This is a genomic window from Psychromonas sp. SA13A, from assembly GCF_011378715.1.
Lineage (GTDB): Bacteria > Pseudomonadota > Gammaproteobacteria > Enterobacterales > Psychromonadaceae > Psychromonas.
In genome coordinates this window covers 130241-151187 of the sequence record NZ_WTKU01000005.1, presented here as the reverse complement: position 1 = coordinate 151187, position 20947 = coordinate 130241, and the positions used below count along the sequence as shown (strand labels likewise).

Genomic DNA, 20947 nt, shown 5'->3' with positions numbered 1-20947 from the left:
TAAAGGTTTCAAATACCATAAGAGCGAAAAAATATGATCATTAAACCTAAGATTCGTGGCTTTATTTGTACTACTACACACCCAACCGGTTGTGAAAAAAACATCCAAGCACAAATTGAATACACAAAAGCACAAGGCAAAATTGAAAAAGGTCCTAAACGTGTATTAGTGATTGGTTCTTCTGCTGGTTACGGCATGTCTTCTCGTATTGCAGCTGCATATGGAAGTGGTGCTTCAACAATTGGTGTGTTTTTTGAAAAACCTGCAACTGATCGTAAAACGGGTTCTGCAGGTTGGTACAACAGTGCTGCATTTGAAAAACAAGCTAAAGAAGATGGTCTATACGCTAAAAGCGTTAATGGCGATGCATTCTCTAACGAAACAAAGCAACTTGTTATCGATACAATCAAAGCTGACTTAGGTCAAATTGATGCAATCATCTATTCTGTTGCTGCGCCTGTGCGTAAATTACCTGATACGGGCGAAGTTATTCGTTCAAGCCTAAAACCAATTGGTGAAACTTACACTTCAACTGCTATTGATACTAACAAAGACGTGATCATTGAAGCATCAGTAGAGCCTGCAACTGAAGAAGAAGTTGCTAATACTGTTACCGTTATGGGTGGACAGGATTGGGAGCTTTGGATCAATGCACTAGCAGATGCGGGTGTGTTAGCTGAAGGTGTTAAAACCGTTGCTTACTCTTACATCGGCACTGAATTAACATGGCCTATCTACTGGAATGGCGCATTAGGTAAAGCGAAATTAGATTTAGATCGTGCATCTACCGCTATTCAATCTCAATTAGCTGCTTTAAATGGTGAAGCTTATGTTTCAGTACAAAAAAGTGTTGTGACACAAGCAAGCTCAGCTATCCCTGTTATGCCTTTATACCTTTCAATGGTCTTTAGAATCATGAAAGAAAAAGGTTTGCACGAAGGTTGTATGGAACAAATTCATCGTCTGTTTACTACACAATTATTTAAAGCTGATGGTTCAGCTCCTACAACAGATGAAGCACGTCGTTTACGTCTTGATGATTGGGAATTACGTGATGATGTTCAACAAGCCTGTACAGAGCTATGGCCTCAAATTACCACTGAAAATCTGTTTGAACTAACAGACTACCAAGATTATAAAGATGAATTTTTACAATTATTTGGTTTTGGTATCGACGGTGTTGATTATGATGCTGAAGTTGAACCTTTAGTTGAGTTTGATTGTTTATAATTTCTTATTCATTTGAATGAGTGTATTTAAGTAGTCTACTATACCCGCCGAGAGCGGGTATTTTTTGCCTCAATTTTTGTCACAATATGTCAATCTGTTTCAATTACGTTACTTTTTCCTTATTGTTTACGCTTGGACTTGCTTTTTTTGTTGCAACTTCATGATAAATAATTAGACTTACATAAATCGGTATGTAGCGCAGTTTGGTAGCGCACTGGCATGGGGTGTCAGGGGTCGGAGGTTCGAATCCTCCCATACCGACCATTTCTTCATTTATTATTTCTCCTCCTACACTAAGGAATTTTCATGTCCCGTTTTGCATTGCCAGAGTCTCAATTGTTAAAAGAACTCAAAAACGTATTTGAAGTACAAAGTGCGGCAATTACTACACATAGTAAACAGGTCGGCGAAGCGTATCTTCAAGCGTTGGCTTTAATGAAAAACTGTACTGGGCGTGTGATTGTTTCTGGAATGGGAAAATCAGGGCATATTGGTACTAAAATAGCCGCTACATTGGCCTCCGTTGGAACGCCTTCTTTTTTTATGCATCCCGGTGAAGCTTTTCACGGTGATTTAGGCATGGTAACAAAAGAAGATGTATTACTATTAATTTCATATAGTGGCGAAACAGATGAGATACTAAAAATAATTCCATCGCTGCAACACTTTGGTAATAAAATCATCTCAATTACCGGTGGCACAACATCGACACTTGCTAAAAACTCTCATGTTGTACTCGATGCAAGCGTAGAAAAAGAAACCTGCCCTAATAACCTAGCACCAAGCACTTCTACTACCTTGACCTTAGTGATCGGTGACGCACTTGCGAATACGCTCACGTTAGAAAAAGACTTTAGTCCAATGGATTTTGCTCGCTTTCATCCTGGCGGTAGCTTAGGTAAGCGTTTATTAACTTTTGTTCGCGATGAAATGCGCAGTGATAACTTACCGGTTGTAAGTGCAGATACTTCAGTGACTGATGTGTTAATGGTGATGACTGAAACTCGTACCGGTTTAGCTTTGGTGTTAGAAGATGGCAATTTACAGGGTGTGATCACTGATGGTGATGTTCGTCGTTTCTTAATTGCAGGTGAAAGTATTGTTGATAGCCAAGCTGAACATTTAATGAATCCTACACCACGTTTAATTTCTGCTTCAGCGCGTCTAACTGAAGCTGAAGAATTAATGCGTGAAAAACATATAAAATGGTTAGTGGTAAGTGAAGATGGTAAAAAAGTAGATGGCATTATCGAGTGGGGACAATAACCAAAGATATTGCCTAAGCATAAAGCTTAACTTATTAAAATATGCTCCATTAAAAGTCACTACGGTGACTTTTTTATTATTGGCTGCGGCTTATTCTGCACAGAGATAAACTTACCCTAAGAGATCAACCATCTTAGATACTGTTATTTGCCTTATTTAAGAAAGTAATCTCTCTCCATATTTTATTAACTTTACTTAACATGCTGAAAAATAATCTTTTTTTAAACTTTTATCTATGTTGTTTGTGCTGTTTAGAAACTATTTTCTATTTCATGTAATAACTAATTGCGAATAATTTCTTATACTTAGCAGCAAGTAAAGGAAGTAGCATCGTTGCAGTGGAACTGTTTACAGGGATAAGGAACCGCCAAAGGATTGGCAAGGGGAGTTGCTTAGGAAAGCATTGTCATGGAGCCACAAGGATGCGGTCAATCTCAAGGGAATGAAGTGAAGACGACAAAAAAGGGTGAGCATTTATAATGATCACCCTTTTTTATTCGCCATTTTTTAAAAAATGTGCAGTGATAGAAAGCGTGTTTATAAAAGGCGTGCTTTTAATTGCCACATTTTAAATACACCAAAAAAGAAAATTTCAAAGGATTCTTTTTTGGTTAACTTTAGCTTTTCAGCAAATGCACCATAAATAACTAATAATTGGATCGCATGCATTACAATCACAAAGGCTAATAAAAAGTAAAAGGCCATTGCTGCTTTTCCAGGGAATGGAAAAAATAAATTAGCAAGCAACAAGGTCCAAATAATGATCATTAAAAACTTTGCAAAGGGAATAAAGTAAGCCATTTTTTAACCTCTTGAAAATAATTGATAACGAACTTGGCCCGATGTTTTTTCTTTCAATAGTTGCCAGTTATCAGGAGTTTGTAACGTGTTTAAGCTACTTTCAACTTCCACATAAATAAGACATCCCTTGGCTAAATATCCATTTGCTTCTAATTGTTCTATACAAGGTTGAGCTAAGCCTAGATTAAATGGAGGATCGATAAAAACCACATCGTAGTTTTGAGTCGCCGTTTGGTGCAGGTATTTTAATGAATCACCTTGAATAATTTGCGCATTTTCCACGTTTAATGAAGTTAAGTTAATTTGTAGCTGCTTAGCTACTTGTTTATCAAGCTCTAAGAAAGTACAGAATTGACAATAACGAGACAACGCTTCGAAACCTAAACTGCCACTTCCACTAAAACAATCTAAACAATTTGCAGCTCGAATATCATGCATTAACCAATTGAAAAGAGTTTCTTTTGTGCGATCCGTTGTTGGTCGTAATCCTTGTTTATCTTTAACGGGAAGCTTTTTTCCTCGCCATTGACCAGAGATTAAGCGGATAAATCCGTCACTCATTGATTTTCTATTGTTTTCTTTGGTTAAAGTACGATGATTTTTACTCATATAATTTTTAGTCCGGCAAGCATAGTGTTAATATAGCATTTCAATACGATTGCTATTTTAGCAGGGTAAACAGGTTGTTAGTAAGGTTTTTAATCAATGTCTATAAAGAAAGGATTGTTTTCATGGTTTTCAAAAAAACCAGCTAAGAAAACAGAGCAAGAAGAAAAAGAGCAAGCTGAGCTATTAGCACGTGAACAAGCTGAACTTGAAGCACAAGAGATCGCCGCTGCTGAAGAAGCAAAACGTCAAGCCGAACTAATAGAAAGAGAGCGAGCTGAAAAAGAGCAAGCTGAGCTATTAGCACGTGAACAAGCTGAACTTGAAGCACAAGAGATCGCCGCTGCTGAAGAAGCAAAACGTCAAGCTGAACTAATAGAAAGAGAGCGAGCTGAAAAAGAGCAAGCCGAGCTATTAGCACGCAAACAGGCTGAACTTGAAGCACAAGAGATCGCCGCTGCTGAAGAAGCAAAACGTCAAGCTGAACTAATAGAAAGAGAGCGAGCTGAAAAAGAGCAAGCCGAGCTATTAGCACGCGAGCAGGCTGAACTTGAAGCACAAGAGATCGCCGCTGCTGAAGAAGCAAAACGTCAAGCTGAGTTAGTAGAAAGAGAGCGAGCTGAAAAAGAGCAAGCCGAGCTATTAGCACGCGAGCAGGCTGAACTTGAAGCACAAGAGATCGCCGCTGCTGAAGAAGCAAAACGTCAAGCTGAGTTAGTAGAAAGAGAGCGAGCTGAAAAAGAGCAAGCCGAGCTATTAGCACGCGAGCAGGCTGAACTTGAAGCACAAGAAATCGCCGCTGCTGAAGAAGCAAAGCGTCAAGCCGAATTAATAGAAAGAGAATTAGCTGAAAAAGAGCAAGCCGAGCTAGTAGAAAAAGAGCTAGCCGAAAAAGAGCAAGCTGAGCTAATAGAAAAAGAGTTAGCAGTCAAACGCGCAGAGCTGTTAGCACGTAAGCAAGCTGAACTTGAAGTAAGAGAAAAAGCGGCAGCAGAAGAGGCACAACGTCAGTTAGAAATAGTAGCTCAACAAGAGGCAGCTGCTAAAGCAAGATTGGCATATCAAGAAGCACAAAAAAATGCTGAATTAGCACGTCAACAGGTAGAAAGTGAGGCAAATGAAGAAGCAGCACAAGAAGCTGAGATAGAGGCAAAGTTAGTTGCTGAAAAAGAAGTTGAAGCAGAGAAACAAAAAAATACATTAGGTTTCTTTGCTCGTTTTGCTGCTGGCTTAAAGAAAACTCGGCTTAATATTGGTAGTGGTTTATTATCGTTATTTAAAGGCAAAAAAATTGATGATGAGCTATTTGAAGAACTAGAAGAGCAACTTATTGTCGCGGATATCGGTGTTGAGACGACATTGCGTATCATTGATAATTTAACGGAGCATGCAGACCGTAAACAGTTAAAAGATGCAGAAGTTCTTTATGAGTTATTGAAAAAAGACTTATCAGATATACTGCATGAAGTTGAAAAGCCATTAGTGATTGATGAAACTAAAAAACCTTATGTTATTTTAATGGTTGGAGTAAATGGTGTTGGTAAAACAACCACTATCGGTAAATTAGCCAAAAAATTCCAACAGGAAGGTAAATCAGTGATGCTTGCTGCCGGTGATACGTTCCGTGCCGCTGCTGTTGAGCAGTTGCAAGTTTGGGGAGATCGTAACGACATTCCTGTGATTGCTCAGCAAACGGGGGCAGATAGTGCATCGGTTTTATTTGATGCAATGGATGCAGCGCAAGCTCGCGGTATCGATGTGTTAATTGCAGATACAGCTGGCCGTTTACAAAATAAAGATCACTTGATGGACGAGTTGGCAAAAGTAGTACGAATCATGCGTAAAAAAGATCCAACTGCCCCTCATGAAATCATGTTAACAATTGATGCGGGTACTGGTCAGAATGCGATTAGCCAAGTTAAATTATTTAACCAAGCCGTAGGATTGACAGGCGTGACCTTTACTAAGCTTGATGGTACGGCAAAAGGGGGGATTATTTTCTCTATTGCGGACCAATTTAAACTGCCTATCCGTTATATCGGAGTGGGAGAGGGCATTGATGATTTAAGGGAGTTTAACGCCAAAGAGTTTATCGATGCTCTTTTCTCTAAAGAAGATGAGTCATAAGGTAAAATAGATAATGATATTATTCGAAGAAGTCAGCAAAATTTATGCCGATGAGCAAATCGCTTTAAATAAAGTAGACTTTCATTTAAAACAAGGCGAAATGGCTTTTATTACCGGCCACTCTGGTTCTGGTAAAAGTACTTTATTAAAGCTGGTGAGCCTGATGGAGCGCCCTACTACGGGGCGTATTGTTTTAAATGGCAATGATATCAGTCATATTAAAGGCAATGATATTCCCTATTTACGTCGTCATATTGGTATGATCTTTCAAGATCATCGTTTATTGATGAATCGTACCGTACTTGAAAATGTTGGCTTGCCTTTATTAATTGAAGGTTACAGCCGTTATGAAATTAAACGGCGTAGTTTAGCGGCTTTAGATAAAGTGGGATTAACGGGGAAAGAAAGCAGTTTTCCCATCAACTTATCAGGTGGTGAGCAACAACGAGTAGGTATAGCGCGAGCAATTATTAATCAACCTCCTTTATTATTAGCAGATGAACCCACTGGTAACTTAGATCCTAAATTATCATTAGAAATTTTAACCTTGTTTGAATCTTTAAATCAATTTGGTATGTCCGTGTTGATTGCCACACATGATTTAGGGCTAATTGCTAAGATGCGTTACCGTACACTGACATTGCGTGATGGTGATATGATCAATGACGGCTTATTAAGGGAACGTAATGAGTAACAAGATGGGCGCAAAAAGAAAGCTATCTGGCTCTCCTAAAATTAATAAAGTGTCTTTTATTGGTCGTGTTAAAGCAACGCTTGTACAGCATGTACATCAGGTTATCCATAGTTTTTTTGAATTATGGAAAACGCCGTTTGCAACCTTGATGACAATTCTAGTATTAGGTGTCGCATTATCTTTACCCACTGTCTTCCATGTAGTTTATAAAAATGTAGAGCGCGTTAGCGGACAATGGGACAGCGCCTCAGAGGTAAGCCTTTTTTTAAAAAAGAATATTTCTGAAGAACGGGTACAAGTACTGATTAATAAGTTAGGTTTGTATGAAGATATTGAAGCCGTTACTTATATTTCGCGTCATCAAGCATTGTTAGAGTTTAAAGAGATGTCTGGTTTTTCAAAGGCATTAAGTTATTTAGATGAAAATCCATTGCCAGCAGTGCTGGTGGTTGTACCTGTTAAATCGGCGATGAATGCAGCAGGCAGTAAATTACTAGTGGCTAAACTTGAACGAGAGCAAGATATTGACTTGGTAAGTGTTGATATTGATTGGATAGAAAAGTTACAGGCTATTTTCTATCTTGTGGTTGATATGGTCATTGGTATTGCAACATTATTATTATTATCTGTGTTATTAATTGTTAGTAATACGATCCGGCTTAACATACTTAATCAACGTGATGAAATAGAAGTACTAAAATTAGTCGGAGCAACCAACAGTTTTATCCAATTACCTTATATTTATATCGGAGCTTGGTATGGATTTTTGGGTGGTGTGATTGCTTGGTTCTTTTCTTGGATACTGGTTATCTGGTTGGAATCTGGGGTGATGAATTTAACCGGCCTTTATCAGGCTCAATTTCAAATAATATCATTGAATTTTGATGAATCTATTACACTACTTATTGTTGGTGCTCTATTAGGTTTTATTGCTTCATTTATATCTGTAAAACAATACCTTGTGAAGATTGAACCGAAGTAATTTTAATCACTATAATTGCTGCTTTTAGACGCTTATGGAATAACTTAATACCAATTTTTTATAAAAATAAATCAAAAACAACTGCTTGATCTCTTTTGTTTTGCCTGTAATATGTGATCTACTTCACGGGTTTGCTAAGGGAATTTGATTTCAGGTGTTTTATGAAAAAAAATGTTGATATTCAGTTGTTACCCATTTCGTCACCTACATGCCAAGTGCTCATTCAAGAACAAATGGCCTTCCATAAAGGCATGACGCTGATTGATTTGATTGCTAATTGTAAAGAAATTCTTGTTATTCGTATTGATGGACGGTTGGTTGCTTACGGAACTTTTGATCTATTTGATGGTCAGATTATGCGTATCAATTCATTACATTTTCGAGATGTTTTTCAACATCATAGTATCGGACAATATTGGTTATCCCGTTTTGTAAAACGCAAGTTAGATAAAAGATGTTACTTCAATTTTTTGATAGCCAGTTAGGGTTATTAGGTAAGTAAAATATTTTATTTTCAATTTGATACTGTATAATATAGAGTGTTTGATTAGTATCGAAACACTTATTATTAAAACTTCAAGTATTAAGGTAAAACATGAGTGAAACAATAAATTCAATGAGTCTAGTTCCTCAAGGAAGTATTGGAGCCTATGTTCAATCTGTAAACTCATTTGCTAAGCTAAGCGCTGAAGAAGAGCAAGAGTTAGCAGAGCGTCTATATTACAAAGGTGATTTAGAAGCCGCTAAAAAATTAGTCATGTCGCATCTTCGATTTGTTGCTTACATTGCTAAAAGTTATGCAGGTTACGGCTTAGCGCAAGCGGATCTAATTCAAGAAGGTAATGTAGGACTAATGAAAGCGGTTAAACGCTTTGACCCAACTGTGGGTGTGCGTCTTGTTTCTTTTGCTGTGCATTGGATTAAAGCAGAGATTCATGAGTACGTGATCCGTAATTGGCGTGTTGTAAAAATTGCAACGACAAAAGCACAACGAAAATTATTCTTCAATTTACGTAAATCTAAAAAACGTTTAGGTTGGTTCAAAAAAGAAGAAGTAGAAGCGGTTGCTGAAGAGTTAAATGTAAGTACTAAAGATGTACTTGAAATGGAGTCTCGCTTAAATGCTCAAGATCAATCTTTTGATTTAAGTGTTAATGACGATGATGACAATACCTTTGCACCGATGCACTATCTTGAAGATAAAAGTGCAAGCGTTGAAACTCAAATTGAGCAAGAAAATACTGAGTCTCATACAAAGAATAAATTGTATTCAGCGTTATCAACGTTAGATGCACGTAGCCAAGATATTTTAAATTCTCGTTGGTTGAGTGAGCCAAAAGCCACTTTACACGATTTAGCTGCTCGTTATGATATTTCTGCGGAGCGTGTTCGTCAGTTAGAAGCGAATGCTCTTAAGAAATTAAAAACTAACATGGACTTCTAAATAGTTAGAATATTATCAGGTGAGCTCAGGCTCACCTTTTTATTTACCCTCTCTAAGATCAACTCGGTATTCTATGCTTACTATCGCGACACTTGGCCCTAAAGATACATTCTCAGATCTCGCTACTAAGCAGTATATTCAAGCTATTCAAGATAAAAATCCCGTCCCCAATACTGATATTAAATATTACTCTACGCTATCACAAACCTTTCAAGCCGTTGGCAAAGACTGTCAATTAGGTGTTTTACCCATTGAAAACTTATCCGAAGGTTATGTGCAGGTAGTTTTAGACCAATTATTGGATACTAAGCTGTTTGTTATCTCTGAACTGCTATTGCCGATTCAATTCTCATTTGTTGGATTCTGTGAGCAATTCTCTGATCTACGTGATTTGTATGTGCAGTTTGTTGCTCATGGGCAATGCTCTGAATTCATCAATGGATTGGAAGGTGTTAGAATACACAACACGCAAAGCAATATTGAATCCTTGGTGTTAGCGCAACAAAAAGGTAAATCGGCTGGTGCAATTATTCCGCAACATGCTTTATCACAAGCGACTGAAGCAAGCATAGTTGATAATGACGTAACCAACTATGCTAATAATCAAACACGTTTTTTAGTACTTTCTGAAACACCTCAAGCACGGATTCAGGATAAAGAATATAAAACCACTTTGGTTGTTAATAATAAACAAGATTGTCCGGGTGTTTTAGGCAGTATTGTCAGTGCTTTTGCAATGCAAAAAGTAAATTTAACCTCTATCATGTCTCGTCCTACTCGTTCACAAATAGGTAATTATCACTTTTTTATTGATATAGATGGACATCAAGAAGATCAACATATCGCTTCTGCGTTAGCTGAGATACAAGCTCAATATGCAGTAACAGTGATTGGCTCTTATATTAAAGCCGTCAATTAAAACTATTTAAATCGTTTTCACTGCACTAAGTTATTATTCACTTTATCGATTATTAGATCGTTACATCCTTGCAAAAATAATAAAGATATGAAAAATGACGCTAGGAATAGGTTGATGATCACTGATTATTAAGAATAAATTTTACACTAGGTTTTAAATTGGTTATTGTTTGAACGATCGTTTTTAAATGTAATAATTTATTAATAATGAGAGTGTGAATATGACTAATAAAGCTAATATAACTAAAGCACCAGAAAACCAGCCTAGCATGCAGATCCCCCAAGAAGCCTTTGACTGGTATGATGAATATGCTCATGGAGATATAGATAGACGTACATTTTTAAGACGACTAGCTGGTATTGCAGGAGCCGGTATTACCTTAGCAACACTTTCAACTGCATTAACGCCTAATTATGCGCTCGCTGAACAAATTTCATTTAATGATGATGAGATCACTGCAACCTACCAAACATTCCCATCACCGAAAGGGCACGGTGAAGGCAGAGGCTATTTTGTTACACCAAAAGTTGTAGACGGTAAATTACCTGTGGTGTTGGTTATTCATGAAAATCGCGGCTTAAATCCTTACATAAAAGATGTTGCTCGTCGTTTGGCAAAAGCAGGGTTTATTGCTTTTGCCCCTGATGTCTTACATTCACTTGGTGGCTACCCAGGTAATGATGACCAAGGTAAAAAGATGCAAAGTTCGTTAGATAAAAATAAAATTGAAGAAGACTTTATTGCAGCAGCTAATTATTTAAAAACACATCCACAGAGTAATGGAAAACTAGGTGCAGTAGGTTTTTGTTTTGGTGGCTATATTGTCAATATGCTGGCAGCAACTATCCCTGAAACGCTGGATGCGGGTGTGCCGTTCTACGGAACCCCTGCTAAAGCAGAATTAAGAAAAAATATTAAAGCACCTTTATTAATTCAATTAGCTGAGCTTGATAAAAGGGTGAATGCGTATTGGCCAGAATATGAAGCGGACTTAAAAAAATATAATGTGGATTATGAAATGCATATGTATGAAAAAGCCAATCATGGTTTTCATAATGACTCAACAGCTCGCTACGTTCCAACCATGGCCGACCTTGCTTGGGATAGAAGTATCAACTTTTTTAATAAGCATCTAGCCACGGCTTGATTTTAGTTAGCTAATAAGCGCGTCAGTTAAGTGTAAAAATAAAGTAACTACTCAGGCCCCATTAAAACTGAGTGCTTTTTACCAAAATAAAAACGTAAATGCTCAGGGCTAAGCTATTTATGCTTAGTTCAAGGCGAAAAAGCGCAGTTTAGTGGTTTAAATGAGCATTTTTCAACGAAGAAATAGGCTTAAATAGCAACGGCTTGAGTAGTTACAAAATAAAAAGCTACATACTTAGGTATGTAGCTTTTTTGTATTTATCGACCCGTTTTTTTATTTTGTTTATATAAGCATATTTCAACAAGTAAATAGGCTCAGATAACAATCTTCTGAATAGTTAATGCTTTTTAACTAAAAACACACCCGCTTCGGTATGGTGTGTATAAGGGAACTGATCAAATAGAGAGAATTTTTTAATCTCATGTGTCTGAGTAAATACATCAAGATTCGCTTTTAACGTTTCAGGATTGCAGCTGATGTACATGATGTTGTCATATTTTTGTACCATTTCAACGGTATCATCATCAAGGCCAGCCCGTGGTGGATCAACGAAAATGGTATTACATTGATAACTAGATAAATCGACATTTTTTTCTTTTAAACGATTAAACTCTCGCTCGCCATTAATCGCTTGAGTAAATTCTTCAGCAGACATTCTAACAATTTTCACGTTATCAATATTATTTGCGGCAATATTATATTGTGCAGAATTAACCGATGGAGTAGAGACTTCTGTCGCTAATACTCGGTTGAAGTTCTTTGCCAATGCTAAAGAAAAATTACCATTACCACAGTACAGTTCTAATAAATCACCTTCACTATCTCGTGTACATTCGATAGCCCACTCAAGCATTTTAATCGAAACTTCTGTATTAGGTTGGGTAAAGCTATTTTCAACTTGTTGATATATTAATTGTTGCCCATCTACATTTAGTTTTTCTACTACATAATCATGATCGACAATCAGTTTTTGTTTGCGTGCTCGACCAATAAAGTTAATCTTAAACTCTTTAGATAAGCGGGTTTTTAATGCTTTAATCGCCGTTAACCATTCATCATCTAAAACTTTATGGTAAAGAAAGCTCACCATAATTTCGCCACTCATGCTTGATAAAAAGTTAGCTTGAAATAATTTATAGCGAAGAATAGGGGATACTTTTAACTCTTCTACTAGGCGTGGCATTAATCGATTAATTAATTCACTCGCAGGAGCAAATTGTTCTACACGTATACGCTGGCGCGTTTCTTGGTTAGTCATGTAAAAATACAGGTCCATATCTTCATGCCAAACTCGAAATTGGCTGCGCATACGGTAATGTGTTTTTGGTGAATCGAAACATTCTAATTCAGGGAGTTCAAAGGTTGAAAAGAGAGCTGTAAATTGCTCTTTTTTAGCGTCTAATTGTGATTCATAATTATCCGGATCAACAAATTCTAAGCTCATAATAACCTCTGTTTTTTATATCTATCACTGACTATTTTTCAATAGCATTTAAATGGAGGGGCATTCTAAAACAGCGAGTAGCTGTTGGCTAGCTAAAACCGACCATCATTATTACCAGGTTAATGATCATTTTATTTCTTTATGCTTTGATTACAGGCTAAAATACTTTTTTTGCCAAGGAAGTAGAAAATGTCAGCCAAACGAGTACTTATATTTGATTCTGGAGTCGGTGGTTTATCTGTTTACGAACAGATAGTTAAATATAATCCTACTATCAAGTGTCAATATTTGTTTGATAATGCTTACTTCCCCTATGGTGAGCTGCCAAGAGAACAATTAATTCATCGACTAACACAATTATTAACTGAATTTATGCAGTTGCACTCGGTTGATTTAATTGTCATCGCGTGTAACTCCGCGAGCACTGTCGCGCTTGATGCATTACGCCTGCACTTTACTATACCAATTGTTGGGGTTGTCCCGGCCATCAAGCCTGCTACTTTAATCACTGCTAATAATGTGATTGGATTATTAGCAACGCCGGGTACTATAGAGCGTGCTTATACCGATACGTTAATTAATGAGTTTGCCGCTGATAAAACGGTACTGCGTATTGGCTCTACTCAATTGGTTAAATTAGCCGAAGATAAGTTGATAGGGAAAGTACTTGATGTAGATAGTTTTAGAGCAATATTAGCACCTTGGTTAAAGAATGAAGATAACATGCCTGATACATTAGTATTAGGATGTACTCATTTCCCTCTACTCAAAGAAGAAATCAGTGCCTGTTTCGCTCGGCCGGTTCATTTAGTTGACTCTGGGCAAGCGATTGCGTTGCGTGTAAAGCAGTTATTAAATCCTCTATCACTGGATGAACAGTTATTAGATGAACAGTTATCAAGTGAGCAATTATTAAACGATCCACTATCAAGTTCTCAGCTATTAAACAATTACCCATTAAACAATTACCCATTAAACAAGTACCCATTAAATCATCAGGCTTTTTATACCCGCCAGTTTGAAAGCAAAGCACATTTAACCGCTTTAACAATGAGTTTTAAAGAGCGGGGCTTTTTAGATATTAATTTTTGTGGGCTTTAGGTCACTTGTAGTAATAAATCGATAAAGCCCGAATCCATTCAGAGTTGGCTCTGAGTAAATTTATGCTTCGGGCTTTTTACTGTTAAAACTCTGATTGCTTGTTAAATAACTGATTGCTTTTTAAAGTACTTTGAAAGTCCCGTTATCAAGCCCTTTAATGGTCCATTCGCCAATGGAGTAACGAATCAAACGTAATGTCGGAAAGCCTATATTAGCCGTCATTCGGCGTACTTGTCGGTTGCGCCCTTCAGAAATGGTAATGCTTAACCACGTAGTAGGAATGTTCGCTCGTTCGCGTATCGGAGGGTATCGCTCCCAAATATTAGGGTTGTCCATTATCTTTACTTTTGCAGGTAAGGTCATACCATCTTTTAATTTCACACCTTGACGTAATTTGTCTAAGTCAGCTTCCTTTGGGGCACCTTCAACTTGTACCCAATAGGTTTTTTCCGTCTTTTTACCTGGCTGCGTGATGTCCGCTTGCAATTGCCCGTCATTGGTTAGTACCAATAAACCTTCACTATCTCTATCTAAACGACCCGCAGCATAGATATTAGGGATCGTAATGTAGTCTTTTAAGGTTTCTCGAAAGCTGTCAGCGTTACCTTCATCGGTAAATTGGCTTAACACATCAAAAGGTTTGTTAAATAGAACGATTTTTTGCATTGCTTTAGGTAGTGCTTTTTTCGGAACAAAGGTTTTATGCGCTGCTTTTTTAACATTAAAATGCGAAGGTTTTTTGGTTTTTCGTGGACTGCTCTTTGCGTCTGCTTTAAATGTGCTATTGGTTTTTTTTATTGGAGGTTGGTTCATTTGTTGCCCTTAAAAGCAGTCAAAAAAAAACATTGTAGCAGAATAAAATATTAAGGCAGAGTTGCTTATGAAATGTTATGTTTATCAGTATCAAATAGCGCTATCTGACATTATTTAATTACTTGATGGTAACAAGCACAAGTTCACAAATAATGATCTTGATCTCGTTTTAATCGATGACTTAAGGGTCTGAAACTAGATAATTTTGTTTTTTCCGATATGATATGCGCGTAATTATTATGCGTAACAATTTGATAACATTTTTAACGCTAACAATTCACTTCATAAATTTTTGTTAAAGGAAATAAAATGACAGATAAATCAGCAAAGATCATCTATACACAAACAGATGAAGCACCTGCGCTTGCAACTCACTCTCTATTACCAATCGTTAATGCATTTACTAAAGCTGCAAACATCGTTGTAGAAACGCGTGACATCTCTCTAGCTGCTCGAATTATTGCTAACTTTTCTGATAAATTACCTCCTGCACAACAGCAAGCTGACGCCCTAGCCGAACTAGGCGACTTAGCGAAGACGCCCGAAGCAAATATCATAAAATTACCCAATGTAAGCGCATCAATTCCACAATTGCATGCCGCTATCAAAGAATTACAAGCACATGGCTTTGCGTTACCAAATTACCCTGAAGTAGCGACTACTGAAGAAGAAAAAGATGCACAAGCGCGTTACGCAAAAGTATTAGGTAGTGCAGTTAACCCTGTTTTACGTGAAGGTAACTCTGACCGTCGTGTTGCCGATGCGGTTAAACAATACGCACAAGACAACCCACATCGCATGGGTAAATGGTCTAAAGATTCTAAATCTCATGTTGCAGACATGGATGATGGTGATTTCTATAGCTCTGAGCAATCAGTTGTTTTAGGCCAAGATGATGATGTGAAAATAGAATTTACTAATGCTGCTGGTGAAAAAACGGTACTTAAAGCATCAACACCAGTATTAAAAGATGAATTAATTGACGCATCTTGTATGAGTGCAAAAGCATTACGTGCTTTCTATGAAAAAGAGATGACGGAAGCGAAAGAAAACAACATCATGCTTTCTTTACACCTTAAAGCAACCATGATGAAAGTATCTGACCCAATCATGTTTGGTCACGCTGTAACTGTTTACTTTAAAGATGTATTTGCTAAGCATGCAGACTTATTTAAAGAATTAGGTGTTGATGAGCGCAATGGTCTAGGCGATGTTTACGCAAAAATTGCTAACTTACCTGCAGATCAAAAAGCGGCTATCGAAGCGGATATTGCTGCGGCATATGCAACTCGTCCAAGCCTAGCGATGGTTGATTCTGATAAAGGAATCACTAACTTACACGTGCCAAGTGATGTGATCATCGATGCTTCTATGCCTGCAATGGTGCGTTCTAGCGGTCAAATGTGGAATGCAGAAGGCAAGCTTGAAGATACTAAAGCATTGATTCCAGATCGTTGTTACTCAGGTATCTACGAAGAAACGATTAAATTCTGTCGTGAGAATGGTGCATTTGACCCAGCAACAATGGGTAATGTATCTAACGTAGGTCTAATGGCTCAAAAAGCTGAAGAATACGGATCACACGATAAAACATTCCAAATCAAAGAAGCGGGTACTGTTAACGTCATCGATTCTGCGGGCAACACATTAATGTCTCACGATGTTGAAGCCGGTGATATCTGGCGTATGTGTCAAGCTAAAGACATTCCAATTCGTGATTGGGTTCGTTTAGCTGTAAGTCGTGCACAAGCAACTGGCCAACCTGCAATCTTCTGGTTAGATGAAAATCGTGCACACGATAAAAACTTGATTGTTAAAGTAAATGAATACCTAAAAGACCATGATACAGCTGGCTTAGATATTCAAATATTAACACCTGTAGAAGCATGTAAATTCTCTTTACAACGTGTTAAAGAAGGCAAAAATACTATCTCTGTAACGGGTAACGTATTACGTGATTACCTTACAGATTTATTCCCAATTTTAGAGTTGGGTACGAGTGCTAAAATGCTTTCAATTGTTCCATTGCTTGCTGGTGGTGGTTTATTTGAAACAGGCGCGGGTGGTTCTGCCCCTAAGCACGTTCAACAATTTGTTGAAGAGAACCATTTACGTTGGGATTCTTTAGGTGAGTTCTTAGCATTGGCTGTTTCAATCGAAGATATTGCAGCGAAAACAGGTAATGAAAAAGCAGTTATTTTAGCTGAAGCATTACACGCTGCTAACGGTAAATTCTTAAAAGAAGATAAATCTCCTTCTCGTAAAGTAAAAGAATTAGATAACCGTGGTAGCCACTTCTACTTAGCGATGTACTGGGCTGAAGCGTTAGCAACACAAACTAAAGATCTTGAGCTACAAGCACAATTTAAACCATTTGCTGACGTATTATTAAGCAATGAAGCTAAAATTGTACAAGAGCTTAACGATGCACAAGGTGTTGCAGTTGATTTAGGTGGTTATTTCGACACTGACCCAGCTAAAGTATCTGCAGCAATGCGTCCAAGTGCGACATTAAATACAGCGATTGAAAATATCTAATCGTTTTAAACAGTATTTTATGACCTTGTTGTTGAAGTTATAAAATTTAACATACTTTATAGTATGTCATTGGAAAGCCATTAAGTAATTTACTTAGTGGCTTTTTTTTAAGCTAATCTTTTTGACATACATATTTTAAGGCAAGTGATTTATTTAGCGGCAGGAGTATTAATTCTCGCTACGGAATAAATCTCAGTTTATGTTACAGTTAAGCGTCGATAATCAATTTAGATAAAAGGGTGCTAGATGCGTCTAACCTTGTTCAAGAAAATTCTCATTTCTATGTTATTCATTAGCTCTTTAATGGTCATAGGCATGGCATGGTTAATGAACTCTAGCTTCCAAACTGGACTGCGGAATTATCTTAATCACGGTGAAAAGGAAAAATTGCAACTTGTTGCTGAGCATATCGCGCCTTTTTACTCAACGTTAAATGGTTGGCAAGATTTGTCTCCAAAAGTTGTGGGGGATGTTATCGCACAAGTATTTGCTCGACCACGTCATGGAGATAATCAACCGCGACAAGCATCTGCAAGGAATGTTGAAAGTCTAATGAAACGTATTTTTATTTTAGATAAAGACTATCAACCTCTATTAAATCAACCTAAACCCAAAAGTAAAAAAGGCTTGATTAAAGTGATGATTAGCTATCAAGGTAAGACGGTTGGTTGGGTGATCACTAAAAAACGTAATGCTATTTCAGGTGCATTAGAGAGTAGTTTTTATCGCGAGCAGCAACATAACCTAATGTGGATTGTGTTGTGGGTAACCTTATTGTCATTCTCATTATCTTGGTTATTGGTACGACATTTTTTAACGCCACTAAAACGCCTTGAAAGCGCCGCTAATTCCTTACAACAAGGTGATTATTTAACGCAAATAGAAGTACAAGGTGAAGATGAGCTTGCTGCATTATCAACGAGATTTAATGAATTAAGTCAAAGTTTGTTACATCAAAAAAAGACCAGAGAACAGTGGTTAGCAGATATTTCACATGAACTGCGCACGCCTATTTCAGTGTTAAAAAGTGAAATCGAAGCATTACAGGATGGTATTCGTCAACCTGAACCAAAGTATATTGACTCTTTACACCATCAGGTTCAGAACTTAAGTCAGCTAGTGAATGATTTATATCAATTATCATTATCCGATGCAGGATTACAATTTAACTTAACGGATTCGGTTGATGTACAACAATTATTGGCCACCAGTTGCAATCAATATCAACTGCGGTGTCAAGAAAAACAGATACAGTTGCACAGTCATTTTGATCTTAAAAAGCCGGTTTATATTAAAGGAGATCAAAAGTCATTAACGCAGCTATTCTCTAATTTATTAGAAAACAGTCTACGCTACACCGATTCGCCTGGCGTATTACAAGTACATATTAAAACAAACAAAAAACAGCTTTCTATTTGTATTGAAGATAGTGCACCTAGTGTCCCTGATGCCGCTTTACCTAAGTTATTTGAACGATTATATCGGGTTGATGAATCACGTAGTCGTTTAAGTGGGGGGGCAGGTTTAGGGTTATCGATTTGTGAAACCATTGTACAAGCACATCAAGGCAGTATGGTTGCGACCCATTCCGCTTTAGGTGGTTTAGCCATCACTATTAATTTGCCAATAATTAGGAAATAGATAATGCCACAGCATATTTTAATCGTGGAAGATGAACATTCTTTAGCACAAGTACTTAGTGAGTACCTTAGTCAATCTGATTTTATTACACACATACTCAATGATGGTTTATCCGTTGTTAGTTGGGTAAAAGAAAACTCTGTTGATTTGATTATATTAGATTTAATGTTGCCGGGCCAAAATGGCTTAGATATCTACCGAGAGCTACGTACTTTCACTGACATACCCGTGGTGATGGCAACGGCAAGAGTGGATGAAATTGACCGTTTAGTAGGGCTTGAACTTGGAGCTGATGATTATATTTGTAAACCCTATAGTCCACGAGAAGTAGTGGTACGAGTGAAAAACATTTTACGTCGCGCTACAGATGATGTCAAAACAGTAGATAAAGTCTTGAGTATCAACGAAAGCACCATGCAAGTGTTAGTTAAGGGTAAAGAAGTGAGTTTAACCCGTGCGGAGTTTCGTTTATTATCTCATTTTCACCAACATAAAGACCAAGTGTTCAGTCGCGAACAACTAATGTCTCAAATCTATTCTGACAATCGCATTGTTACCGATAGAACGATTGATAGTCATATTAAAAATCTACGTCGTAAAATCCAAAATGTTGATGCTGAGGTCGATTGCATTCAATCAATATATGGAGTGGGTTATAAATTTGCCCTGTGATCATTAATTATATCTCTGAATTCCAAGAGAATTTAATAAATATCAAATTCATCTAACAACGAACGTTAGCTGTTACATTCTTTATTTTCTGCTTACTGTTAAAAATATAATGTGGTTCAATGTTGAATACGCCAATTTTTTTAAATAGTAAGCCTTCCTTCTTATCCTATTCAAAGTCAGCAATTAATAAATAATTGTCCTTAAAAATAGCCTAAAACCCTTAACTCCTTTTTTTATCCATATTTCCTGCACAATGTTTACCTATAGTCTTTACATCAGCTCAGAAAGAGCTTTATTTGGTAAATTAGAATAGAGGTTAACATGAAAAAATTATTTATATTAAGCGGTGTTGCGTTAATGGTTTCTAGCGCTTTAACAATGGCAGCAGATGGTAAAAGTAAACGTGACTTTGAAAGCTTTGATGTGAATGCCGATGGTGTAATTACGTTAGCAGAAGCGGGTTCAAGAATGGCTAAGCATTTTGATCGTATTGATAGCGATGGTGATGGCAGTGTTAATAAAGCTGAGTTTGAAGCTATGAAAGCAATGCATAAGGGAAAAGGTCATAAAAAAGCTGCATTCGCTGATTTTGATAGTAATGGCGATGGCGATATTACGGCAGCAGAATTTGATGCAATGAAAAAAATGCATAAAGGAAATCGAAAATTAAACTTCGTTCAGGTAGACGCTAACAGTGACGGTGTTGTTACTAAAGATGAAGCTAAAGGTCGTTTATTGAAAGGCTTTGATAAAATAGATAGCGATGCAAATGGTTCAATCACAACCACTGAATTTGCTGCAATGGAAAATATGCATAAAGGCAAAGGGTATAAAAAAGGTAACGGTAATCATAAATTAGACTTTGCTCAAGTTGATACTAATAACGACGCTAAAATCACTAAAGATGAAGCTAAAGGTGGTTTACTAAAATACTTTGATAAGATTGATACAGATGCAGACGGTGCAATCACTAGCGCTGAATTTGATGCCTTGAAAGCAATGCACAAAGGAAAAGGCCATAAACAACCTACCTTCGCTAAAGTCGATACTAACAACGATGGTAAAATCACTAAAAATGAAGCCAAAGGTCGTTTATTGAAGGGCTTTGATAAAATTGATACGGATGCAGACGGTGCAATCACAAGTGCTGAATTTGAATTAGTGAAAAAGATGGGTAAAGGAAAGCGCGATCAAAAACTAACTTTTGCCATGGTTGATGCCAATAATGATGGCTCAATTGCTAAAAGTGAAGCGAAAGGGCGTTTACTTAAGCATTTTGATAGAATAGATGCTGATAATAATGGTCAGTTGTCAGAGCAAGAGTTTAATGCGATGGTTAAAGCTAAAAAAAGTCATAAACGCCCGACTTTTGAAATGTTAGATACTGATGGTAATGGAAAAATTTCACAAGTTGAGTTCGACTCGTTTCACCAACAACATGCAAAAATGAATAAACAAGCTTAATAAATCGTAACTACTCAGCACCCATTAAAACTGAGTGCTTTTTACCAAAATAAAAACG

General features: G+C 37.2%; 18 protein-coding genes and 1 tRNA gene. 15 read left to right on the top strand and 4 right to left on the bottom strand.

What is annotated here, in order from left to right:
- The first annotated feature begins 33 nt into the window (after positions 1-33).
- The 3 genes from fabV to GQR44_RS07115 all read left to right on the top strand — a co-directional run bounded on the left by fabV (position 34) and on the right by GQR44_RS07115 (position 2496).
- Positions 34-1230, top strand: a complete 1197-nt coding sequence (fabV, locus tag GQR44_RS07125; RefSeq protein WP_166370696.1) for an enoyl-ACP reductase FabV — start codon at positions 34-36, stop codon at positions 1228-1230.
- A gap of 187 nt (positions 1231-1417) precedes the next feature.
- Positions 1418-1494: transfer RNA gene (locus GQR44_RS07120), tRNA-Pro, on the top strand.
- A 42-nt stretch (positions 1495-1536) separates the two neighbouring features.
- On the top strand, positions 1537-2496 hold the full coding sequence (locus tag GQR44_RS07115) for a KpsF/GutQ family sugar-phosphate isomerase (RefSeq protein ID WP_166370694.1): 960 nt from the start codon (positions 1537-1539) through the stop codon (positions 2494-2496).
- Positions 2497-3033: 537 nt separating this feature from the next.
- Here the strand turns inward: GQR44_RS07115 and GQR44_RS07110 are convergent.
- Positions 3034-3297 (bottom strand): DUF1145 domain-containing protein, encoded by a 264-nt coding sequence (locus GQR44_RS07110; RefSeq protein ID WP_166370692.1) that lies wholly within the window; start codon positions 3295-3297, stop codon positions 3034-3036.
- 3 nt (positions 3298-3300) lie between these two features.
- Positions 3301-3906, bottom strand: a complete 606-nt coding sequence (gene rsmD, locus GQR44_RS07105; protein WP_166370690.1) for a 16S rRNA (guanine(966)-N(2))-methyltransferase RsmD — start codon at positions 3904-3906, stop codon at positions 3301-3303.
- A 96-nt stretch (positions 3907-4002) separates the two neighbouring features.
- Here rsmD and ftsY point away from each other — a divergent pair, with 96 nt between their 5' ends.
- The 7 genes from ftsY to GQR44_RS07070 all read left to right on the top strand — a co-directional run bounded on the left by ftsY (position 4003) and on the right by GQR44_RS07070 (position 11216).
- Complete coding sequence (gene ftsY, locus GQR44_RS07100) at positions 4003-6030, top strand: signal recognition particle-docking protein FtsY (protein ID WP_166370688.1); 2028 nt, start codon at positions 4003-4005, stop codon at positions 6028-6030.
- A gap of 13 nt (positions 6031-6043) precedes the next feature.
- Positions 6044-6724 (top strand): cell division ATP-binding protein FtsE, encoded by a 681-nt coding sequence (gene ftsE / locus GQR44_RS07095; protein ID WP_166370686.1) that lies wholly within the window; start codon positions 6044-6046, stop codon positions 6722-6724.
- A complete protein-coding gene (gene ftsX / locus GQR44_RS07090; protein WP_166370684.1) occupies positions 6717-7706 on the top strand; it encodes a permease-like cell division protein FtsX in 990 nt (329 codons plus the stop codon). The genes ftsE and ftsX overlap by 8 nt, the downstream gene beginning before the upstream one ends.
- Positions 7707-7867: 161 nt before the next feature.
- Positions 7868-8191: a hypothetical protein gene (locus GQR44_RS07085; protein ID WP_166370682.1), complete on the top strand. Its 324-nt coding sequence runs from the start codon at positions 7868-7870 to the stop codon at positions 8189-8191.
- 110 nt (positions 8192-8301) lie between these two features.
- Positions 8302-9150 (top strand): RNA polymerase sigma factor RpoH, encoded by an 849-nt coding sequence (rpoH, locus tag GQR44_RS07080; protein ID WP_166370680.1) that lies wholly within the window; start codon positions 8302-8304, stop codon positions 9148-9150.
- A 73-nt stretch (positions 9151-9223) separates the two neighbouring features.
- A complete protein-coding gene (locus GQR44_RS07075) occupies positions 9224-10069 on the top strand; it encodes a prephenate dehydratase domain-containing protein (protein WP_166370678.1) in 846 nt (281 codons plus the stop codon).
- Positions 10070-10289: 220 nt separating this feature from the next.
- Positions 10290-11216 carry a dienelactone hydrolase family protein gene (locus GQR44_RS07070; protein ID WP_240923581.1) on the top strand — a complete coding sequence of 309 codons (927 nt, stop codon included), beginning with the start codon at positions 10290-10292 and terminating at the stop codon, positions 11214-11216.
- Positions 11217-11553: 337 nt separating this feature from the next.
- Here GQR44_RS07070 and trmA read toward each other — a convergent pair whose 3' ends face one another.
- On the bottom strand, positions 11554-12660 hold the full coding sequence (gene trmA, locus GQR44_RS07065; RefSeq protein WP_166370676.1) for a tRNA (uridine(54)-C5)-methyltransferase TrmA: 1107 nt from the start codon (positions 12658-12660) through the stop codon (positions 11554-11556).
- Between the two features lie 189 nt (positions 12661-12849).
- Between trmA and murI the strand changes: the two genes are divergently transcribed.
- The gene (murI, locus tag GQR44_RS07060) at positions 12850-13761 is read left to right on the top strand and encodes a glutamate racemase (protein WP_166370674.1); all 912 of its coding nucleotides are present in this window, start codon (positions 12850-12852) and stop codon (positions 13759-13761) included.
- A gap of 120 nt (positions 13762-13881) precedes the next feature.
- On the opposite strand, the gene GQR44_RS07055 is transcribed toward murI, so the two are convergent.
- Complete coding sequence (locus tag GQR44_RS07055) at positions 13882-14574, bottom strand: pseudouridine synthase (protein ID WP_166370672.1); 693 nt, start codon at positions 14572-14574, stop codon at positions 13882-13884.
- A gap of 309 nt (positions 14575-14883) precedes the next feature.
- Here GQR44_RS07055 and GQR44_RS07050 point away from each other — a divergent pair, with 309 nt between their 5' ends.
- From GQR44_RS07050 to GQR44_RS07035, 4 genes are all read left to right on the top strand, one after another.
- Positions 14884-17112, top strand: coding sequence for an NADP-dependent isocitrate dehydrogenase (locus GQR44_RS07050; RefSeq protein ID WP_166370670.1), 2229 nt, complete (start codon positions 14884-14886; stop codon positions 17110-17112).
- A 246-nt stretch (positions 17113-17358) separates the two neighbouring features.
- Positions 17359-18753, top strand: a complete 1395-nt coding sequence (locus GQR44_RS07045) for an ATP-binding protein (RefSeq protein WP_166370668.1) — start codon at positions 17359-17361, stop codon at positions 18751-18753.
- Positions 18754-18756: 3 nt separating this feature from the next.
- Positions 18757-19425, top strand: a complete 669-nt coding sequence (locus GQR44_RS07040; RefSeq protein WP_166370666.1) for a response regulator — start codon at positions 18757-18759, stop codon at positions 19423-19425.
- A 321-nt stretch (positions 19426-19746) separates the two neighbouring features.
- The gene (locus tag GQR44_RS07035; protein ID WP_166370664.1) at positions 19747-20889 is read left to right on the top strand and encodes an EF-hand domain-containing protein; all 1143 of its coding nucleotides are present in this window, start codon (positions 19747-19749) and stop codon (positions 20887-20889) included.
- The last annotated feature ends 58 nt before the right edge of the window (positions 20890-20947 follow it).